This is a genomic window from Cryobacterium roopkundense (genome assembly GCF_014200405.1).
In the GTDB taxonomy this organism is placed as follows: Bacteria; Actinomycetota; Actinomycetes; order Actinomycetales; family Microbacteriaceae; genus Cryobacterium; species Cryobacterium roopkundense.
The window spans coordinates 3,101,852-3,123,096 of record NZ_JACHBQ010000001.1; the positions used below are offsets into that span (position 1 = coordinate 3,101,852).

Annotated in this window: 17 protein-coding genes and 1 pseudogene; 8 read left to right on the forward strand and 10 right to left on the reverse strand. The window is 61.8% G+C overall.

Translation table 11 applies throughout. The features are described from left to right. Positions 1-146 precede the first annotated feature (146 nt). The 8 genes and pseudogenes from BJ997_RS14495 to BJ997_RS14535 all read left to right on the forward strand — a co-directional run bounded on the left by BJ997_RS14495 (position 147) and on the right by BJ997_RS14535 (position 10,243). A complete protein-coding gene (locus tag BJ997_RS14495) occupies positions 147-1,583 on the forward strand; it encodes an oligosaccharide flippase family protein (RefSeq protein WP_084141451.1) in 1,437 nt (478 codons plus the stop codon). A gap of 46 nt (positions 1,584-1,629) precedes the next feature. After that, entirely contained in the window at positions 1,630-2,610 is a 981-nt protein-coding gene (locus BJ997_RS14500; RefSeq protein WP_035838103.1) for a polysaccharide pyruvyl transferase family protein, read from the forward strand. A 214-nt stretch (positions 2,611-2,824) separates the two neighbouring features. Next, positions 2,825-4,951, forward strand: a complete 2,127-nt coding sequence (locus BJ997_RS14505) for an acyltransferase family protein (protein ID WP_084141454.1) — start codon at positions 2,825-2,827, stop codon at positions 4,949-4,951. Positions 4,952-5,037: 86 nt separating this feature from the next. Continuing rightward, positions 5,038-5,337 carry an acyltransferase family protein gene (locus BJ997_RS14510; protein WP_221244209.1) on the forward strand — a complete coding sequence of 100 codons (300 nt, stop codon included), beginning with the start codon at positions 5,038-5,040 and terminating at the stop codon, positions 5,335-5,337. Between the two features lie 70 nt (positions 5,338-5,407). Beyond that, positions 5,408-6,582: pseudogene (locus BJ997_RS14520) on the forward strand (DDE-type integrase/transposase/recombinase); the annotation flags it as partial. A 153-nt stretch (positions 6,583-6,735) separates the two neighbouring features. Then, positions 6,736-8,289, forward strand: coding sequence for an IS21 family transposase (istA, locus tag BJ997_RS14525; RefSeq protein ID WP_183323570.1), 1,554 nt, complete (start codon positions 6,736-6,738; stop codon positions 8,287-8,289). Continuing rightward, positions 8,286-9,035 (forward strand): ATP-binding protein, encoded by a 750-nt coding sequence (locus tag BJ997_RS14530; protein WP_035840942.1) that lies wholly within the window; start codon positions 8,286-8,288, stop codon positions 9,033-9,035. Before istA ends, BJ997_RS14530 begins: the two co-directional genes overlap by 4 nt. A gap of 425 nt (positions 9,036-9,460) precedes the next feature. Continuing rightward, positions 9,461-10,243: an acyltransferase family protein gene (locus BJ997_RS14535; protein ID WP_221243973.1), complete on the forward strand. Its 783-nt coding sequence runs from the start codon at positions 9,461-9,463 to the stop codon at positions 10,241-10,243. Positions 10,244-10,275: 32 nt separating this feature from the next. On the opposite strand, the gene BJ997_RS14540 is transcribed toward BJ997_RS14535, so the two are convergent. The 10 genes from BJ997_RS14540 to BJ997_RS21805 form a co-directional block, all read right to left on the reverse strand. Next, positions 10,276-11,262: an acyltransferase family protein gene (locus BJ997_RS14540; RefSeq protein WP_052541870.1), complete on the reverse strand. Its 987-nt coding sequence runs from the start codon at positions 11,260-11,262 to the stop codon at positions 10,276-10,278. Positions 11,263-11,366: 104 nt separating this feature from the next. Continuing rightward, a complete protein-coding gene (locus BJ997_RS14545) occupies positions 11,367-12,179 on the reverse strand; it encodes an alpha-1,2-fucosyltransferase (protein WP_035834741.1) in 813 nt (270 codons plus the stop codon). 32 nt (positions 12,180-12,211) lie between these two features. Further along, positions 12,212-12,919, reverse strand: coding sequence for a glycosyltransferase family protein (locus BJ997_RS14550; protein ID WP_420827199.1), 708 nt, complete (start codon positions 12,917-12,919; stop codon positions 12,212-12,214). Between the two features lie 377 nt (positions 12,920-13,296). After that, a complete protein-coding gene (locus BJ997_RS14555) occupies positions 13,297-14,496 on the reverse strand; it encodes a glycosyltransferase family 4 protein (RefSeq protein WP_152602047.1) in 1,200 nt (399 codons plus the stop codon). Between the two features lie 3 nt (positions 14,497-14,499). Then, a complete protein-coding gene (locus BJ997_RS14560) occupies positions 14,500-15,648 on the reverse strand; it encodes a glycosyltransferase (protein WP_084140984.1) in 1,149 nt (382 codons plus the stop codon). Further along, complete coding sequence (locus BJ997_RS14565) at positions 15,645-16,967, reverse strand: O-antigen ligase family protein (RefSeq protein ID WP_035834735.1); 1,323 nt, start codon at positions 16,965-16,967, stop codon at positions 15,645-15,647. The genes BJ997_RS14560 and BJ997_RS14565 overlap by 4 nt, the downstream gene beginning before the upstream one ends. Positions 16,968-17,069: 102 nt before the next feature. Next, positions 17,070-17,933 (reverse strand): glycosyltransferase family 2 protein, encoded by an 864-nt coding sequence (locus BJ997_RS14570; protein WP_052541868.1) that lies wholly within the window; start codon positions 17,931-17,933, stop codon positions 17,070-17,072. Continuing rightward, positions 17,930-19,057 carry a glycosyltransferase family 4 protein gene (locus BJ997_RS14575; protein WP_052541867.1) on the reverse strand — a complete coding sequence of 376 codons (1,128 nt, stop codon included), beginning with the start codon at positions 19,055-19,057 and terminating at the stop codon, positions 17,930-17,932. Before BJ997_RS14575 ends, BJ997_RS14570 begins: the two co-directional genes overlap by 4 nt. Continuing rightward, the gene (locus tag BJ997_RS14580; protein WP_152602046.1) at positions 19,050-20,210 is read right to left on the reverse strand and encodes a glycosyltransferase family 4 protein; all 1,161 of its coding nucleotides are present in this window, start codon (positions 20,208-20,210) and stop codon (positions 19,050-19,052) included. The genes BJ997_RS14575 and BJ997_RS14580 overlap by 8 nt, the downstream gene beginning before the upstream one ends. Before the next feature lie 9 nt (positions 20,211-20,219). Then, entirely contained in the window at positions 20,220-21,008 is a 789-nt protein-coding gene (locus BJ997_RS21805) for a WecB/TagA/CpsF family glycosyltransferase (RefSeq protein WP_221243974.1), read from the reverse strand. Positions 21,009-21,245: the final 237 nt, after the last annotated feature.

Below are 21,245 nucleotides of genomic sequence, written 5' to 3' on the forward strand. Positions count from 1 at the left end.
ACAGGCCTTCGCCAACGGATGCTGCGGGCCGGCCTCATGCCCCCAGAACGGGCGAGAATCGTCATCGCCACAGCGCCTATGATTCTCCTCGTGGCCACGAGTGCGCCGGTGCGGCCGAACCAAAACGAACATCGAACGGAACTTGCTTGAGTAAATCCAGAGCACTGATCAACGGGGCCGTTTGGAACTACGGAGCTCAAATTTCCACCGTGATCTTGCAGTTCGGTTATGCGGCCGTCACGACCCGCGCCGTGAGCGCCCAGGGGTTCGGAACGTACGGCGTTGCGCTCACAGTCGGCGCCTTCGTCAGCCTGCTCGCAAACGGCGGTCTCGGCCAGGCTGCCGGCCGTATGACCGAGCTCGCATCGGCACGCACCCGCGGCCTGTCCGCGTACGGTTCGATGTTGGGGATCGTCGGTGCGATCGCCCTCTTTCTCACCGCAGACTTCTGGGCAGCCATCTGGCAGACGCCCGAAGCGGCGGGGCCTGTTCGGTGGATGAGCCTGATGGCCCTGACCGGTCCCCTGTTCGGGCTCGTAACGGGCATGATGCGACGGCTCGGCTCTTTTCGCCAGCTCGCCATTCTCGTGTTCGTCTGCAACATCGTGGGGATGCTGATCGGCGCCTTCGCGGTGTCGATCTGGCGCACCCCCTCGTCACTGCTCATCTCGCCCATCATCGCCCAGTCGGCGGTCGTGCTCGTGGGTTTCGTGCTCTATACCCGGCTGCTCGTCGGCCGATGGAACTTCGCTGAGGCCCTGCATGACCTGTCATTCAGTTGGAAGCTCACGGCGGCACGACTGCTCTCCTACGTGAGCGGCAACGCCGGCAAGTACGGAGTGACGGTGAGCCTGGGCGCGTCAACGCTCGGCGTGTGGAACCGCACGGATGTCTTGACGTCAGTTCCCTTTAACCAGCTGCAAACCGCGATGGTTCAGGCTGTGTATCCGGAGTTCCGGCACGATATCTCGTCACCGAAACGCGCCTACAACACGTGGCCTGACCTACTGGGCCTGGTCGCATGGGTCGCTCTCCCGCTCGGCGCACTGGTGGCCGTCGTGGTTCCGTCTTTGGTGCCGATCCTCTTCGGTCCGGGGTGGGAGGGGGTTGCGGCACTCGTGCCGGTGCTGGCCATGGCGGCCGCCGTTCAGATGATCGTCATCATTCTGGGCAGCGCCATTGAGGCCTTGGGCCGTTTCAAGCTGATCTGGGCAACTCAGGCGGCACTTGTCATCATCCAGGTGGCCGCTGCCGGTATCACAGTCGCCACGAAGGACTGGACACCGGTCTTGGTCACTATCTTTCTGGCCTTTGGCGTTCAACATGTGTTCCATATCGTGTTCTGTTCCCGAACCGGGTACCTCAACGTTTCTCGCCTCCTCCGCCACTACGGTTCAGCCGTCGCCGCCATGTTGGTCATCGCTGCTGCATCGGCGGCGAGCGTCTGGCTCCTCCACGAAGCACCGCTTCCGTGGGGAATCTCCATCGTGACAACAGCGGTCCTCCTCAGTACGTGGGCTTTGTGGAGGCTCCGGGAAAAGCTCCCCCCATTCCGCATCGCCCGAGAATACGGAGTCTTCTAAAACTCCGTCACCACGCTGTGCCTTCTTGATAACACCTAGGGAAAAAATGTCATCGCTTGCTCTTCTCGACACGTCTTTGGACTCCACGAACGATGGGGACGGAATTATCGTCAACTCCATCACCGCCCTTTTTCCGGAGCTATTGGACCTTCCACGAGTTCCAACCCACCGACTCCCCCGCGCCTCGGAGCTGGCCATAGCCGAGAACGCTGCCGCTCTCGTTCTTACAGGCACAAACATCCTGTCCGCTCAGCTGGGAAAGTACGGCCAGTGGCCGCTGGACAAGGCCACGATAAGTGCTTATGAAGGCAAGATCGTCTTCCTCGGTGTCGGCTGGTGGCAATATCAAAACCGTGTGTCTCGGAGGGCGCGAAAGCTCCTGTCGGGGCTTGTTCATCCAGCCATCGAGGTCGCTGCGAGGGACGAATACACGCGGGTAAAACTCGAATCTCTCGGTATCCCGGCAGTGAACACCAACTGCCCCACCATGTGGAAGCTCCCGGAACGGCTCGAGCCCTTGACCGGTTCCGGCGAGTGCGTCTTCACGGTGACCGACTATAAACCCGATCTGGCCCAAGACACGGCAATCCTTGGATTGCTGTCACAACGGTACGACCTCGTGCACATTTGGCCCCAGGGCGATAATGACTTGGCATATCTGGCCAAGTTCGATTTGCCCACGAATTCGTTAGTGACCGGCCGCGGGCTCCCCGCATTGGAATCCGCCTTGAAGGGGCGGGATTACGTGGGAACGCGCCTGCACGCCGGCGTACGGGCCAGCCAGCTCGCACGACCGAGCCTGATTCTGGCGGTCGATAACCGCGGCATTGAGATCGGCAAAGACTCCAATCTGCGGGTGGTCCCCCGCTCATCGCCCCGAGCGCAGCTCGAAGCCGCTCTGTCGCTGCATGCCTCAACTTCCGCGGCGCTCACCTTGAATTCGGCGGCGGCTCAGGCCTGGAGCGAAAAGTTCAGGGCCGTCATCACTGAGTCACTCCCGGTCAGAGACGTCACAGTATTCAACTGAAGACCAGCACCCGGTTCTCCGGGAGTGAAGGTAATGAGAAAGCCAAATTGCCCGCCGGGTCCCCCCTTGGGGTATGGCGGGGCCGTGTGCAGCTCCGTCATAATCGGGGATATTGGCTGGCTGATCCCTCCGGGTTCACTCGTCCACGAGACGCAGCGCGGCGTAAGAGCAACTCCATCTCGGGACTACGCATCGCACCTCTGGGGGAACACGCATGACTAACCAAGCCACTTTTCTGACGTCGCCGGTAACGAAGACCGCTGTTGGACCAAACAAACATCGTCCCGACATACAGGGGCTGCGAATGGTTGCCGTCGTGGCCGTCATTCTCGACCACTTGCTCGGCTGGCCCACCGGCGGCTTTATCGGTGTCGACGTCTTCTTTGTGATTAGTGGGTTTCTCATCACAGGGCTGTTGCTCCGCGAGAACGCCACCACGGGTCGAATCTCGTTTCCCAACTTCTATCGTCGGCGAATCCGAAGAATCCTGCCGGTCTCAACGATCGTTCTGGTCGTCACAGCAATTGCTGCCTTCCTGGCCTTCAATTCGGCACGTGCACAGGCTGTCTTTGTCGATTCACTGTGGTCAGCGTTCTTTGCCGGCAACTGGCGCTTCGCGTCGATTGGCACAGATTATTTTCAGTCCGCAGGCCCAGTTTCGCCGCTTCAGCACTATTGGTCTCTCGCTGTTGAAGAGCAGTTTTACTTCATCTGGCCCTGGCTCATGATCGGGATCTTCGTCCTGGCCAGATATCGAGGTCTGACGTCACGGTACTCGCACGCCCTTGTGGGAAGCGCTCTTGCGCTCATCGTTCTCCTTTCGTTTGTCTGGAGCGTCTGGGAGACCGCCACGAACCCAACGGTCGCGTATTTCTCGACCTTCTCTCGCGCCTGGGAACTCGGCGTCGGCGCACTCATCGCTGTCGGCTCCGCACAGCTTGCGCTGATCCCGAATTGGGCGCGACCCGTGCTCGCCTGGGTCGGCCTCGTGGGAATTCTCGTGGCGGTCTTCGTTATTGGCGCCGACGACGGGTTCCCGGCGCCATGGGCCGCTCTGCCCGTCTTCTCGGCAGCACTCGTGATCGCAGCGGGAACCGGTGGGGAATTGCGTTTTCTCTGGCCTCTCACTAACAGAGTGAGTACGTACCTCGGAGATATCTCGTACTCCTTATATCTGTGGCATTTCCCCGTCATCGTGATCGGTGCGTCACTGTTCGGTGAGGGCCCCGTGCAGCAGCTCCTCTTCGCCGCGGTCTTTCTCCTGGCATCCATCTACACATTTCATCTCGTCGAGGATCCGATCAGACGGTCCAAGTGGCTCGAATCGGGCAGAAGGACCGCGAACGGCCGCGCTCGTGCGCGACGTAACAAACGTCCAGTGACTCCTTCCTTTGGGTACAAACTGATGGTTCTCAGCCTGGCAGTGCTCGTCACGGGAGCGTTGGCTGCATCGGCGATTGCCTTGCAGAAGCCTCCGGCGTCGAGCGTCACCCTTCCGGCCCCCGACACTGCTGGGTCTTCCCTCTCGACAGATCTGCCGGTCGATGACAGTCCGCCCGAATTGAAGAGTCTGCAGGCAGAAATCTCAACGGCACTTCAGGCCACCTCGTGGCCGAGCCTTTCTCCCACCTTGGACGTTGCCATGGTGAGCGCTCAGGCTCCGTCCGACGTCATGTGGTGCGGAACGCACCCGGTCGACGAGAGTCGTTGCACTTGGGGAGATCCGCAGGCAACGCATACCGCCATGACCGTTGGCAACTCCATCAGCATGACCTATGTCGAAGCCCTCCGCACCGCGATCGGCACGGATAGTGACTGGGACCTCATCTCGTATGGCATGTTCGGCTGCCCGTTCATGGACCCAGCAGACGTGGCCTCCGACTCCGTTGAAGGCTGCGCAACCCGCCTCCAAGACGCCACAAACGCGATCAATCGGGTGCAGCCAGACATCGTCTTCGTCTCCGGCATTGGTTCGTCAGAATCCGTCAAGTCGGTACTGGGTCAAATCGTGGGCCCCGTGAAACTCGTGTTCCTTCCGGGCCCTCCTGGCGACGAAGACATCCATTCCTGCTACACCGGCACAAGTGTCCCCTTGGATTGCGTCAGTTCAGTGTCACCCGCCTGGGCTGCGACAGAACGAAATCTCGCCAAAGAGCTCAATCAGACCTACCTGGACTCCAGCGAGTGGTTTTGTCAGAGGCAGCTGTGTCCCAGCTTCGTGGGAACCACCGTCTCCAAGATGGACGGGCGCCACATGACGGCAGAGTACGCGCGTCGAATCGCACCCGTGATTCGGGAAAGCCTGGTGCAGAAGGAAATCATGCCACTGGAGATCCGATGAATATTGTGCCGGCTCAGCCCAACACAAGCACGAGACTGGATCTGCCGGAACTACATCGAGCTCCCCTGCTCTCAGGATTGACCGGCATGAGATTCTACGCGGCCCTCATTGTCGTCATCATGCACGCTACTCACATGCTGCACCCCGGTGAGCTCGTGACGCGCGCCTTTGGCATGGGTGCGGTGGGGGTGAGTTTCTTCTTTATTCTGTCCGGATTCGTACTGACCTGGTCACGAAAGTCATCGCTCCCGAACCGAAAGTTCTACCAAAACCGTTTCGCACGCATTTTTCCGTTGCATTTTCTTACGTGGATTGCGGCGGGGGCTCTGTTCCCTACGTGTCAGGGTTGGGTGAGGCCAGTACCTCAGAGCAAGTCCGCCGTTTGACGTAGGGCGAGAATCAGGAATCATCACCATGTCCAGTCCGTCTTTGAGCGCAGTGCGCGACGATAGTCATATGAGTAGTCCCGGACCCCGAGCTGGTGGTCCGACCTCGAGAAGGTCGTTCACCCCAGCGCAGAAGCTTGCGTACCTCGCCGCGTATGACACGGCCATCAAGAACAACGAGGGCGGCACTTATCTGCGCACCGAAGGGCTCTACTCCTCGCAGATCACCGAGTGGCGAAAGCTGCGTGACGCTGGTGTCCTCGCGGGGAAGAAGCCCGGCGAGAAGATTGGCCGGTTAACTCCGGAGCAAGCTGAAATCGCCCGGCTGCGCCGCCAGTTGAGCAAGACCGAGCAGCGGTTGGAAACGACGGGGGTGGCGTTGGAGATCATGTCAAAAATGCACGAGCTACTCGAAAGTCTTTCGAAGAGCTCGCGGGACGAAACACCGCACACGAAGCCGTAATGACCGCGTACCGCGAACTGGCCAGTCGAGGGATCTCGACTCGCGTCGCGGCCGACCTGGTCGGGATCCCTCGAGCGACAGCCACAAGGAAACGACGCATTCCCGTGGCCCGGCCGGCGACGATTCCGGCGAACAAGATCGGCGATGAAGGCCGCCGCGAGATCCTTGACGTCGTCAATTCACAGCCGTTCGTTGACCTGCCACCGATCCAGATCTACGCCCAACTGCTCGACGCGGACACGTACTTGTGCTCCATATCAACGATGTATCGGGTGTTGAACGAGAATCAGCAGGTCAAGGACCGCCGCCGCCAGGCGCGCCATCCTGCCCGGGCGATCCCGGAACTGACGGCGACGGGACCCGGCCAGGTACTCAGCTGGGATATTACGAAACTCGCCGGCCCGATCAAGGGCAAGTACTTCGATGCTTACGTGATGATCGATATTTACTCCCGCTACATCGTCGGCGCCTATGTTCACGCGTCGGAATCCGGCGAGCTGGCGGTGGAGATGATGAAGGAGATCTTCGGCATTCACGGCGTCCCTCAGGTCGTTCACGCCGACCGCGGCACGTCGATGACGTCCAAGACCGTCGCGGCGCTGTTGTCTGACTTGGAGGTCACCAAATCGCACTCGAGGCCTCGGGTGAGTAACGATAATCCCTACAGCGAGGCCTGGTTCAAGACCCTGAAGTTCGCTCCGACGTTCCCCGAACGCTTCGGCTCCCTTGCCGACGCGAAGACGTTCATGGCCTCGTTCGTCGACGGCTACAACCACGTGAATATTGGCTTCCGAGGGAGCCGGGGGTGGTGCCTGTGAAGGCCGCTGTACCAAACCATGAATCGTGTCGTTCAGAGCCACAGTTGGTGTTGTTGAGAGCCACCTGAAAAGCTCCTTCCATCACGTGAGGGCCACGTGATGGAAGGAGTACCGGTAATGGTACGGAAGATCAAGGCGAAACTCGTCTTGCAGTTACGCAACCAAGGCTTGTCGGGCAGAGCGATCGCGTCGGCGCAGGGCATCGCCCGCAATAGCGTCCAGACCGTGCTCGAGACGGCGGACAGGCTCGGCCTCGGCTGGGACGACGTCGAGGAGATGCCGGAGGCCGAGGTCTATACGGCGTTGTTTCCCGGCCGTGGAGTGCACGAGTCCGTGTTCGCGCAGCCGGATTGGGGGCGGGTGCACACCGAACTAGCCCGGGTCGGGGTGACGTTGAAGCTGCTGCACCAAGAGTACGTCGACACATCGGGTCAGGCGCAGGCGGTGATGAGCTATGACCGGTTCTGTCGGCTCTATGGCGACTTCGCTGCCGTCTCGGGCGCGACGTCGCGCGTGGGTCACAAGGCCGGCCGCAGCATCGAGGTTGACTGGTCTGGGCCCACGATGCAGCTGCTGGACCCGACGACGGGCGAGATCTCAAAGGTGTATTTGTTCGTCGCGTGCCTGCCGTTCAGCCGATACGCCTTCGTGGAGGCCACGTTGGATATGCGGCAGGAGTCGTGGCTGCGCGCCCACGTGGCGATGTTTTCCTTCTTCGGCGGCAGCGTCCCGCGCCTGGTCCCCGACAACCTGAAGACTGGGGTGATCTCTCACCCTCGAGAGGGAGAGGTCGTTCTCAACGACGCCTACCGTGAGATGGCTGCGCACTACTCTGCCGCGGTGCTGCCGGGCCGCGTCCGGGCACCTAAGGACAAGGCGAGCGTTGAGAACACAGTTTCGCATGTCGCGACCTGGGTCATCGCTAGCCTCAGGCAGGAGCAGTTCACATCCCTGCCCGAGCTGCGGGTCCGGATCTACGAGCAAATCGATGCTTACAACCGCCAGCCGTTCCAGAAACGGGACGGGTCCCGGTTGAGTGTCTTCACCGCCGAGGAGAAGCCGTTGATGCAACCGTTACCGGCGGCCCCGTTCGAGATCAGCACGTGGACCTACAAGCGCAAAGTGAACAAGAACGCTCACGTGGTCTGGGCGAGGAACTTCTACTCCGTTCCGTTCCGCCACATCGGCGCTCAGGTCGACCTTCGCGTCACGGACACGATGCTGGAGGTCTATCGCAACGACGAACGCTTGACCAGTCACCTGCTGCTGCCAGCAAGCACGACGAACCAGCATCAGACAAACGACGCGGACCTGCCCGAGGGCCGCAGCTTTCAGGCCTGGGATCGGACCCGGATCGACGAGTGGGCGGCCCGGATGGGACCTGCCACGGTCACAGTGATCGGGAAGATCTTTGAAGCTGCGTCGATCGAGGAGGCCGGTTACGACCCGGCGTTGGCAGTGTTGCGGCTGTCACGCCGGTTCTCGCCGACTCGGGTCGAGGCCGCCTGCGCACTGGCCTTGCGAGGTCCGATCCGCTCGCCGAGGTATGCGCACCTTCGGCCGATCCTCGACACCGGACAAGACAAAACTGGCCACGTCCCTGACAAGCCGGAACCCGATGACGGTGGCTACGTCCGCGGCAGCGCCTACTACGCCGGAGGCACCCGATGAGTCCGCTGGACACAGAGACCAAGCGCAAGCTGCGGGAGATGAATGCTGGCGAGTTGCTCGCGGCGATCGACACCCAAGACGAGACGCTGAGCATCAGTTTGTCGTTTGAAGAGCGGGTCCGGTTGGTCGTCGATGACGCCTACTCCGCCTTCACGCACTCGAAGGTCGCCGGGCTGATCCGGCGGGCGGGGTTGCGTTATCCCAACGCGGATCTCCGCCGCATCGACCTGCTCGACGAGCGGGGCTTGAACCGGCAGCTGCTGGCCCAGCTCGGGACGTGTTCGTTCGTTGCCCGGCAGCAGAACGTTGTGTTTCAGGGGTTCACCGGATCGGGGAAGTCGTATTTGGGCTGCGCGATCGCCAAACGCGCTTGCGAGCATCGCATCCGCGCTCATTACGTCCGCATGCCCGACCTCGAGGAAGCCTGGGTGGCCGCCCAAGACACCACCGGCGGCAGCGGGAAGTTCTTGCGCAAATATGCTTCCTTCACCCTGCTCGTCATTGATGAATGGTTGCTTGACCGCCCGACGGAATCGATGCGCGGCATGCTGCTTGAGCTGATGGAACGTCGCTATGGCGAGAGCTCGACGGTGTTCTGCACCCAGTATCAGCAGAAGGACTGGCACCAGCGACTCGGCTCCGGGGTTCACGCCGACGCGATCATGGACCGCATCATCCACAACACTGTCTGGGTCGAGACCGGCACCTACAACATGAGAGAGCAAGCGGCCCTCACCAGCGCCTAACGAACCGGCGAAGAGAGCCAGTGGCTCCCAGCCGGACCACCACTGGCTCTCTTCCGCACGAACGGTGGCTCTGAACCGCACGATCGGGTGGCTCTCAAGGCATCAAATACTCACACGAGCATCGCCATTCCGGGATCGGCCTCAACACGCCAGCAGACGTTCATTACGGCCTCGCCGAGGCGAAGGCCATCGAACGGGCAGCGACGCTGGACGCGGCACGCGCACGCTTCCCAGAGCGATTCAGCACCAACAAGGCGCCGCAGATCCTGTCCATTCCCAAGACGGCATGGATCAATAAACCAGCCCCCAAACCTATCGAGAATGAAGGGCTCGAACTAGCCGCCTAAACTCCCACTGGCCTCATCCACCTTGACAAATTCCGGTTCGCCTATTTCGGCACACCCGAATCCGCGCCGGTGATGATAGTGACGTTGCTTCTTCTGCAATCGTGGGTTCCCGTGTCATCGGTTTATTTCGGCATGAACGGACCCAGCTGGTCGCTCGCGTGCGAGGCATTCTTCTACGCGGTGTTCCCTTTTCTCGTCCCCCGAGTCAAGCGGATGACCGTCGCCAGCACGGTCAAGTTCATGGCAGTGATTTATGTTGCAGCGGTCCTGCTCGCAGTCGTTTTACACGTCCTACTCCGAGACGGCCCGACTGTCGGGATTCTCTATGTAAACCCGCTCTATCGACTCTGGGAATTCGCGATCGGGATCTGTCTCGCCCATGCAGTCTCGAAAGGGTGGAGGCCACGAATTTCCATGCGTTGGGCAGTGTTGGGCGTTCTCGTTGCATTCGCAGCCGTAAATGCCCTCAGTACGGCTATTACTCTGCACGTCGGTCCATTTGCTCGCCTCCCCATGAGCGTGCTGCCTAACGACCTCGCGTCACTCGTGATGGTCCCGTTCTTTGCACTTCTGATTGCCGCTGCGGCACGGCGGGAGCTGGATGGCCATGTCACCTTTTTCATGCGTCCTTGGCTCGTGACTTTGGGCAAGTGGTCATTTGCCCTCTACCTGACACATGCCTTCCTTCTCGCGGCGGCTGCGAGAATCTTGCCCGACACTCTCAACGAGGCCCTTCGGTACGGCATAACCGGCGCTGTCGTGATCATGGCGATCGGCTTCTCCGGCTTGGTCTATCAGTGGGTCGAAATGCCGTTGGAACGGCGCCTGAGGGCACGACAGTTCCCGGCGAGGGTGGATTGAACCAGGAGCGAAATGTTCAGGACGTGATTCGATCACACGACGGCCGGCACCCGGGCCTCACGCCCCTTGGATGAACGCTTTCGAAGCCTCAGGACGAAGAGGCCGTCAATAAGAGTGAACTTGCGCATGCGGCAGACGATAGCGCTGACGACCAAGGACACAACCAGAGACAAGACCAGAACGGCGAGAGGATAGCCGGGGACCGCTTGCCGAGCGACGGTCGTGAAGATGAGTAGGACTGGCATATGCACAATGTAGAAGGTGAGCGAATCCCGGCCAATCGACTTCAGAGCCCTGCAACCGCCGGGGAGATCAAATCGGGACGCGATGGCGCAGACGGAGACGATTCCCAGCAGGACAACGAGACTGTACTGAGGTTGGTAGCTCGCTACTCCCGGCAGGATCGCAAGCGCAACGAGGGCTGAAGCGGCGACAGCGGTGGTAGTTCCTAGAACGAGCGGACTCTGAATCATCTTGGTCCAGGCATTCGTGTACACCGCGGACGAGACTCCGAGGGAGAAGAACAGCGCCAGAGTCGTGAACTCTTGCCAGGCACTGCCGAAAGCAACAACCGAGGCAGCGGCAGCCAGCAGGACGGGCACATACGCGGGCAAGGATCGCATCAGTAACGCAAGAATGAAGTAGATGAAGAGGTACGCGAGGAACCACAGGTGTTCTATGGGGCTGTAGAAGATTCTCCCGAAGAGCCCCCACCCGAATCCGCTTCCTCCCGCAGCAGTCATCAGGTACAGGAGCAGGATGAAGATCAAAGACCACACAAAATAGGGCCACAAGACGGCTTTCACCTTGCCCGCCACGAAGCGCTGTGCACCCTTCGTCAGGGCGCGCGGTACCAGCATTCCGGACAGGAAGACCATGAGGGGCATCCGGAGCGGGCCTGTGATGGACAGGAAGAATTCAACCGCCGGCGGAGGCACCACCCCGGTGTCATGGAAACTGGACGCGAGCGCGTGACCCGTCGCAACGAGGATGATGGACAATCCTCGAAGGGCGTCCATCCATTCCATTCGTGGCCGAGCCGGCGATCGGTCAGTATTCGGCGAAGCAATCATCAGACCCCCTGGTAAACAAAACGAACTAGACGAGCTTCCCGATGCCCTCTCTAGCGACTCACGGCCAGCCACCCCTCCATGTCCAGGGGCAGCTTTTGACGAGGAACGAACGGGTCAGGAGCCACGACCGAATCGGGAGCGCGGTGGGTGAGGCTGGCGGCCCACCAGGAAAAGGTGCTGCCTGACAGCACCAGGAATTCGTGCTGTGCGAGAGCGGCCAGGTCGCCGGCAGCCGTGAGTGGCTCTGGGTACTGAGCGGTCGGCAATTCCAGATTGTCTCTGCACCACTGCGGATCGTCGGAGAAGATCGTCACGGGCTCTGACGCTGGGAGGCGATGGGCCTCTCGAAGTTCACGCACAGCGCGAGCGTAGTAGTCCGGGCCCAAAATGGCGCTGTGGACGACCATGTCCCCCCTCCGAACGTGCACTGCAATGCGTGTGGTAGGCAGGTTGTCGCCCACGGTGCGGGCCTCAAAATCTGCTTGTAGCGATCCCAACACCTCGCGCACCATGTGCGGATGCTGCCAGTACCCGTAATACCACGAGCGCTTCGTCATTTGGAGGGCGCTCGGGAGACCGTGCAACTCGCGTTCGAAACGAACCCGCGCCGGTCCAATGATCTGCCTGACACCTCGGGCTGCGCGAGGAAAACGACCCCCGGGGAACGGAAGTTTCGAGACGGATTTGAGTGGCTTGCCCAGATTGAAGCCGAATTCCGCCAACCCCAGATAATCTGGCCTGCCACGATAAGCCGACAGGTCAAACTGCGTGGGCGTTCCCGTACGCATCTCGAGCCAACGGCCAAATGAATACTGGAACAGCTGATTGCCGAGTCCGCCGATGAGTCCCACTACGTTGGCCATTTTGTTCTCGTTCCTCTTCTCTGCCGGATTCGCTAGTGGGCTGTCAACGTGGCGACGTCAAGTCGACGGGCTTCGACACCCGCGGCCTCGTCTATCTGCGCACCGCCGGCATTGAGGAGTTCGACCAGCTGTGTGTCAGCGCGAAGGCGAGCATCGACCCACAGCCGGCCAGCATGAATGGCGGACAACCGCTGATCCTCAGAAGTTCCCGCCAAGGTCTCCTCAGCCACGGCGACAAGGTGTTCTGGCGAGTCGGCGAAACGCAGGAACGGAAGGTCATCCGTGAAGTATTCCCGGTATCCAGGGTGGCGCCCGGTGATGTGGATCGAGCCTGCAGCCAAGGAAATCGGCAGCCGGTTCGAGAAATAGTCCGCCTCATTCGGGTAGTGATCCCAGTTCACGCTGATCCAGGCGGACGAGATGGCCTCCTCCTGCTGCCAGAACGGAACCTTTCCCTGGGCAGAAGGCCCTTCCCAGCCCGCACCGAAAATGGCAAACCTCGAGCCGAACTTCTCCTGCATCCGCTCGACAAGCTCAAGCCGCTGGCGGGCCCCCGGCAGCGCCCGGAAGGCGAATCGCGGCGTGCTCCGATTCGCAATCATGACGAAGTCGTAAGGCCGGTCCGCATTAATAGGAAAGTACCCAAAACTGTCCGGATCGTAGCGATGGGGCGCCCACCGCACATCCTTGGCACCAGCGCGTTCGAGATTGCGGCGAAACTGACCGGACCCCACGGTCATCGCCACATCGGAAGCCTTCGCTGCGGCACGCGCAGCCGCAGGTAGGCGATGCGTGAACCTGCCGTACGGGTCTCCTTCGTGGTAAACCAGTGTGAAGTCATGCACGCTCCGCAGGAGAGACAACGAGCGCGCGTCGAGACCGGATCGAACGGGGTGCTGCAACAGCACGATTGTGGGCTTGAACTCCGCAACTCGTGTGCTCAATTCATGAAACGCCGCCGACGGGCCATCGCGGAGGTTGCGGAGCTGCAGGCTGCATACGTCCGCGGCCTCGATCACCCCCGCCGCTTCCAGGCGCGCCAGACCCAGCCTGCTCGACCGCTGGGGGTGTTCTGCACTCTCATTGGGCACCAAGAGAACGCGGGCCAATCGCTGGCTCATCCGGCCACCGTGGATTGTGAGGGCCGACTGTCGGCTGCCGCCGTCTGAGTAATGCGTGCATACTCGCCGAGGTATTGCTGGGCAATTATCTCCGGCGAATACCGCGCACCCATCAACGTAACTGCCCGGTCGGCTCTGGCTGCAGCGTCTTCGGGCCTCGTCAAGGTCTGGAGGATTCCCTTCGACAGAGCATCCACAGCACTCACATCAACAAGGATTCCGGCCTCGCCCTCGAAAAGGGTCCACGGGACGCCACCCGAGCGCACACCGGCGACGATAGGAAGTTTTGCGCTCATTGCTTCCAGGAGACACATCGGCTGCGCCTCTTCCAGGGATGAGTGGCAGAACATCGTCGCTTCTGCATACTGCCGGGCCACTTCCGTGCGGTCCAAGGAACCCAGGAAGGCCACGCCATGCCCCAGGTTTTCTCCCTGCGCCCATACTGCCAACGGGCCCCCTGCCTCCAGGCCGTTCCCGACCAAGCGCAATTCGCTCAGCGGAAACTCGACTCGGACCAACTCGAAGGCACGCAGCAGAACCCTGACGTTCTTACGAGCCGACCCATCCGCGACATCCAGAATGACTGGATGGCCGAGAGCCTCTAGGTCGGGGAGGACTAGCTGCGGGATGGGGTTGGGGATCACCGTGATGTGTCGACGAAACCACATCTCCTTTTCCCAACGCTGCGCCAGGTACGGAGCGACCGCGGTCAGGTTCTTGATGGAGATCCGCGCGCGCAGCGCCATGAGCGTTCGGAAAACTCGATAGCTGTCAGGCATGTGGCGCAGGATGGTGAACGGGGCATCATGAGCGGTGACGAGCAGAGGCTGAGCTCGAGCGTCAATGCACGCGAGCGTGAATTCATAGGTCCAGTGGGCGTGGAATACGTCGGCGTCGCACTCACGGAGCGCCTGGGCAAGCGCCCTGCGTTCCACCTTGAAGAAGTCCAGGGCCCGATTCCTGGCACGCACGCGAAAGGGAACGGCCACGATGGTCAGCATCGGGCCCTGTGCTTTCCAGACCGTCGTCGCGCCCGGAGAGGCCGTGATCAACGAAACCCTGTGACCAAGGTCCAACAGCGAGCGAACCAGCCCGTTGACAGGTATTCCTCCCATGCCGGCGGGGAACGACGTTACGGAATCCAGATCTGCTGCGAACTCGCTGGGGTTGCTTGGTCCAACAATGGCGATGTGCAACTACTACTCCTTCTCATCGCCGGCTGCGCCGACGGATGACGTGACTCGGGCGAGCTTCGGAGCAGCGGTGCGCCGCAGCGAAGCAATCTTGACTGTGCTGGCTGCTCGGTAGATATCCGCATACTGGCGGGCTCCTCGCGCTGCCGAGAAGTCGACGGACCCTGCTCCAGCTACCGTGGCACCCACGTTGCCCGACTGGAGTGCATGCATCCATGCACCATCATCTTCCGCCAGGCAGGTTACCCCGGTAAGCCCTTTCGCCCAGCGCAGGCCAGGCGCATCGGAGACGAAAGCCGGGACACCGGACACCAGGGCTTCCGCCAAGGCCACGGGCATGCCTTCGTTTCGACTGGGCATGGCGTAGTAGTCGGCCACCTTGAGCGCGTCGTCTGGCGCGTGCGTTCCTCGGCCGACCAGCCGATGCTGAAGATCAAGTGCATTCAGAAGGTCAATCTCCTCCTGGCTTGCCCCCGCCTCGTTTCCGAAGTGAATCAGGTGATGATTCGTCGCGGAGATTGCGCGAAGTGCCCGTGAGTGATTCTTGATGTCTGAACAATTGCCCACGATGAGGGCCAGAGGCTGTTCGTTCGCCTTCCGACCACTCCGGAGCGATGCGAGTTCACTGTATCGATCGTCTACCCAGTTGTAGATGACCTGGGCCGAGCGGCCAAGCGTGCGCTCGTTTGCAGCCACATCGGGAGAGGGCGCGATGAGTGCGAAAACCAGGCGATCAGCGAGAAGCGCCTGCGCGAAGCGTTTGACCCTCCAGAACCCTGTGGCCATGAACACGTTGTGCACTGTGCGAATGACCTTGCCGCGCGGGCCCAAGGCCAGGCGACAGGCGAGGACGGTTTGCAGGTAGTTCTTCTCCGTATGAACGTGCACGACGTCGATTTCACGAGCCTTCACCAAGTCACGCAGAGACTTGCGGCTGCGCCGAGACAGGTCGATGTTGGGCAGCACATGCACGGCGTAGCCCGCCTGACGCAGGTCATCCGCAAAGGGATGCGTTTCTCCCTGGCCCAGGATGCTGTTGATTATGTTCTCGTTCGAAAAGTGCTTCCCAGTGGAGATGAACATTCGCTCCATCCCGCTCGGCTGCAGAGGCCCCATTATGTGCAGCACGGATAGCTTTTCACCGCGGTCGTTCATGCCACCCCTGATCGTGCCGTGTTGAGCAGATTCCGTGCACTGTCCGGGGTGATCAGACCATCAGTCTCACCGGTCCGTGGAACCAAGGCGGAGTAGGCCGCCCAAATGACAAAGGGCATAGAAATCCATTCCAAACTGTACGGCCACATATAGAGGAGCGTTGCGACCAGGATCGCCAGAGCCGGTGGATCGTTCCGGAGCTTGAACGACTTGCCGAGCGCGGCCACCATGACTGCGAGGAAGAGGCCTAGGCCGACAAGGCCTGTTCGCAGAAAGACTGTGAGGTACCAATTGTGTGGTGAGAAGTTCACGTAGCCGGAGCCCTGCACGCGCTCCCACCCATGCCCGAACGGAAAACCAAAGAGCACAGTCTGGAATGAGCGGAATGCATCCTGCGTGAGAGCCACCCATCCTTGCATGCGGGCGTCGTACGTTCGTGAATCGCCAGCGGAGGTGAAGATGGACGCAAGGATCTGATCAAACGTTCCAAAGGAGGCTAGGACGGCCAGAATGAGGGCTGCGCAGGACCCCAAGATCACCAAGTGAAACTTCTCCCGGCGCCTTGCCATCAGAAAATAGGCCAGGGCTCCGACACCGGCCGCCGCCCACACGGAGCGATGCTGCACAATCACGCAGATGAAGAATGAGGCCCACGCCAGAACACGGTAGAAGCGGTTTCCCGTTTTCCCCGCGGCCGCAAGCAAGACGAATCCGGACAGGGCCAGAACCAGGGCTTGACCGGAATTGATCGGCCTTCCCGAGATCGCATTGCCAGCGGCGTCGATGGTGCCTTCTGCGCTGGAGCCAATCCCGTTCACGGCAATCCCATAGCCGGCGACGACAACAAGCCCCACTGCAACGGTTGCTGACAGCAACACCATGTTGCGCCCAAATCGAGCACTGAGCGGATCAACGCTGACCAGCCAGGCACCACACGCTGCAATGTAGATCCAGGTTCGCGCCTCATTGACGGCCGGGGCGAGACCGAATTCTTGCGCACCGCGAAGCAGAGCAAAAACCACAGCGACAAGAATGAAACCCATGGCAAATCTCATCCAGGCGCGCGATCTGGGCTTTCCGTGTTGCCGCGCAGTCACGAAGTTCAGCACCGCGGCCGCCGCGAAGACCATCGACATGATGTCGAAGAGACCGATCGTCAGCCCTCCAGCGGACAGCGATGGGAGCCCACGGGTGTCTTTCATCACGAGAATGGCGCCACCGATGAGAACGAACCCCAGCCCCGGCCAGCGCTTCAGTGCCCACAGCATGTAGGCGATCAGGAGGACTCCCCCGAGGCCTCCTGCCAGCAGTACGATCACAGGGCACCCCCGCAGTCGCTTCGCGTTCGTCGGGGAGTCTTCGTCATGTCGCCGTCACTGTAGAGGGGTCTGAGGGAGGTCAAATCGTGGATTCTGTTCGCGCTATCGGCCACTGTGAACCGCACTTCGACGTTGTTGCAGCGGCGCAGACAGGTGCCGCACCCACCAGAAGATGTACGTGGCAGAAACGTAGAGCGGCCATTGCCTGGGCGCGCCCTTTTTCACCATCCGCGTCAACGACGACAGATGTCCACCGCCCTTCACACCGACGAAGCGCCTCCATTGACGCCGCACGCCGTCGTTGGGTTCCGGCGGGTTTCTGGCGCAGACTCCGAGGCTCGAGGGCAGGAGCAAGACGGGAATATTGCCTCGCCCGCAGCGCAGGCCGTAGTCGATGTCCGCCAGCGCGTGGGAGTATTCTCCGTCGATGCCACCGAGTCGAACCGCCACGTGCACAGGCACGAAGACGAGGTTCCCGTTGAACGAGTCAATCGGCAGCGGCTGCGCTCCCGGGTTCACTCCGTCGAATCTGAGCGGATGCCAGCCCGTCTTCACGAGACCGCCGTACGTGATCTCACCCGAGGTTGCGTCGCGCATGGCCCCCACGCTCACGGCGTCGGGGCCTGTCGCATCCACGGCCTGAAATGCGGTTTCGTCGAGAATGACATCGTCGTTGAGCCAGACGATCCTGTCGTCGGGGCGAGCGTCGGCGCCTACGCGCGCCAAGACATCCGCTTCGGCACGCGCCATGCTGCGGGCCCAGAACGCCGAGCCATCGCCGGAGAGCACCGTGATGTGCGCCCCCAGATTCGCCAGCGCCTCGGCGGTGCCATCCGTGGAGCCGTCGTCGTAGATCGTGAAGTCGACGGCCACATGGGCCGCTTTCGCGGCCAGAACGGCAGATCGAACGGCCCCGACCGTGAGGTCGCGCCGATTGTGGCAGGCCATGATCACGTGCAGTTTCATCGTTCCACCTCCAGTGCGCTCAGTATTCCGGCCACGTAGTTCTCCACCATCGCCTCGAGCGTGTACTGCTCGCTGCCGGCCTGGCACGCCTCCGCGAAGCCGGCGAGCCGCGGGGCGTTCGCGAGCGTCTCCGTGAGGGCGTCGGCGAAACTGCCCACGTCGTCTGCGGTGATGACGGCGTTGACTCCATCGACGAGGTATTCGCTCTCCGGCGCGTGCCAGGCCCAGTCGGTCGTGACGATCGGCGTGGCCGCGGCGAAGCTGTCCACAGCCACCAGTCCGACCCGGCCCGGCATGGCCATCACCTGAGCGGATGCGAGCACCACGGATTTAGCGTCGCCACCGACCTGCCCGAGGTACGTGACCCAGCTCTCGGTGCGGGCCCATGATTCGATCTCGTCACGCAGGGCGCCGTCTCCGGCCACGATGAGACGAAAGTCGGCATCCTCGTTGTGAACGAGCTTCGCGGCTTCGAGCAGGAAGGGCAATCGCTTCGACTCGTCGAGGGCCCCGACGAACAGGGCCGTCTTGCCCCGCAGGTCGTGGCGTGCGCGGAAGGAATCGGTGTCGGTCGTGGTGACGGCCGAGATCTGCTTGCGCAGTCGTGTGGTGTCGATGGAGTTCTGCACGAGGGTCGTGCGTGATCTCGGGTAGCCCTGTTCGGTGACCGCGGCGACGCCGCCCTCCGTGTACGCGAAGAACCAATCCGCGCGCCGGGTGAGCCACCTCTGAACGATTCGATCGAGGGATTTCGTGCGCCGCGTGTAATCTCGGCCATGGCCCCACAGGGCGACGCGCGTTGTGCGCCTGCGCGCCGGGCCCAGCAGCCAGTATGAATCCAGATTGCGCCGCGCCTGCTCCAGAATCACCAGGTCCGCGCCCCGAATGGCTTTCGACACCCGCCTGAACACGACCCGCCGGCCGAAGACCGAGACCTCGCGCTGCGGAAGGTGCTGCACGAACTCGACGGTGCTGGAGTCACCCCGCAGATCCTGGGCGCCGTTGGGGCGGCCACAGGCCACGACCACGTCGATCTGTTCCTTCGCCGCGCGCGCACGGAGGGCTTCGAAAAAGGGTACCCGGTAGGTGGGAATGTACTCCTGCAGAATGACGACCCTACGCATGCGTTGCCCCCGCCCGCGAGTGAGCCACGAGTCGACGATAGAGGTCGTCGGTTCGCTGGAGGAAGGTCTCGCGACGGAAGTTCTCTTCGTAGTGGCTTCGCGCGCGCCGCGCGAACACCTCGGAGTGCGCACAGGCCTCATCGAGCGCGGCCGCGAGCCCCGCCCAGTCACGAAAGATGCTGCCGGCGCCGGCGGCCTCGAGGTCGTCGGCTCCGCTGCTCCCCGCCATGGCGACGACCATTCGCCCCGCGGCGAGCGCCTCCACGTAGGACAGCGGAATTCCGCCCTCGGCCCATTCGCTGGGAAACACCAGGCCCCGCGCGCCAGCGAGCACGCCGGCAACCGCGTCGTGCTCCAGTCGCCCGAGGTAGGTCACGTTGCCGCGGGCCTGAGCCTCACTCTCCACGTGCTCGCGCAGCGGACCGTCCCCGTAGATGCGCAGCGTGTGCGTCTCGGGCCAATGCTTGATCAGGTTGGCGATGCCCTTCTCTTCCGTGAGCCGGCCGATGTACACCCAGTCCGTGCCGGGGGTACTACGGGTGAACCCCACGTCGTCCACGAAGTTGGGGATCAAGGAGATCTTCTCCGCCGGCAGCCCGAAGCCTTCGTACAGACCGCGAGCTCGCTCTGTCAACAGGATTACGGCATCCGCTCTCGACAAGAGCGGGTCGCCGGCCACACCGTTGCGGCTGCGGATCGCCAAGGGAATCGTGGCCACCTTCGAGCCCCGATAGCACGCATGCTTCACCGCGGCAAACGTGTTCGTGGCCGGGCACAGGGTACATTCCGCGCCGTCTCTGAAGAGGGTGCCCGCAGCACAGACGGGGCGAAAGTTATGCACCGTGGCCACGAGCGGCCCGTGCCAGCGGTTGAGCCAGGCCGTGCCCCAGTTGGGGAAAAGATTGTGCACGTGCACCAGATCCGGTGCGAAATTCTCGAGTTCACGCACGGGTGAGGGGCCGCGCCCCGTGGCCACCGTGACGGCGGTGGACAACTTATAGGCGCGGCTGGTCTCCAATTCATCTGTGCGCGCGGCGACGACGCGCACATCGAACCCCCACTCGCTCAAAGCGGATGCCTGAGCGTCGACAACGACATTCTCTCCGCTGGGCTGACGGCTGGAGTAGTAACTATGAACAATGGCGATCTTCATGCCGGACACCTAGTCGTCGTCAGACCGTCTGGCACCGGAATTGACGAGGGCAGCCTTGATGAAGCGAGCGTTGCCGAACACGTACCTTTTCCACAGTCGCCGGGGTTCGTGCGCGAACCGGAAGGTCCACTCCAGACCGCAGCGCGTCATCCACGCGGGCGCCGACCGCAGAGTGCCGGCGGCGAAGTCGAACGCCGCGCCGATCGCGATGGCGACGACCGGCAGCCCGTCGGCAATGCGGTGCGCCTCCACGTCTTGCTTGGGAGTACCCAGACCAACCCAGACAATCTGTGCGCCCGTAGCCTCGATCCGAGCGTCTTGGTCGCGGTGCTCGGCCGTGGTCAGCGCGCGGAAGGGCGGGCTTTCCAGCCCCACGATCTTGATTCCGGGAAATTTCACCGTAAGCTCACGCTGCAGGGCACTCAGCACCTCGGGGGTTGAACCCAGGAGGAAATGTTTGATTCCGTGAAAGCGACCCTGATCGAACACATCCAGGAAGAGTTGCGGACCGCGCACCTGGCGCAGCCGCGGCGAGTGCCGACGCAGTTTCGACAACCATCCGATGGGCTTGCCGTCCGGAAAATTGAGTGCGGGAGCGGCGAGAGTGGCGCGGTAGTCGGGCGACTCGTCGGCCAGCGCAACCGTGTACGCGTTCGCGAGGTGCACGTGCCGACCCTCAGATGCCAGGGACAGTGCGATGATGTGGTCGCAGGCATCTTGGGGTGTGCTGGAAACGAATTCGACCGGCCCGATCCACTGCGACGCGTGGGCAACACCGTGGTGGGGTGTTACGTGCACGCCGGTATCTGAACTCACGGGCAGACCTTTCGCTTTGGGTTCTGCGGAATTCGTCGCGAATGCGGTCAACGGGCCCAAGACTTCATCGAGCGAACGGTGAACGATCCAGCACCGGAGGCATTCATACGGTCTTCACTCATCGCCACTCCCCACTAGTTCTCGGCTCGTTTCATGCCTTCGAAACAGCAACGATGCTCGGTAACTTGGGCGGCTAACACAGCACAGCGTATGGGTGAT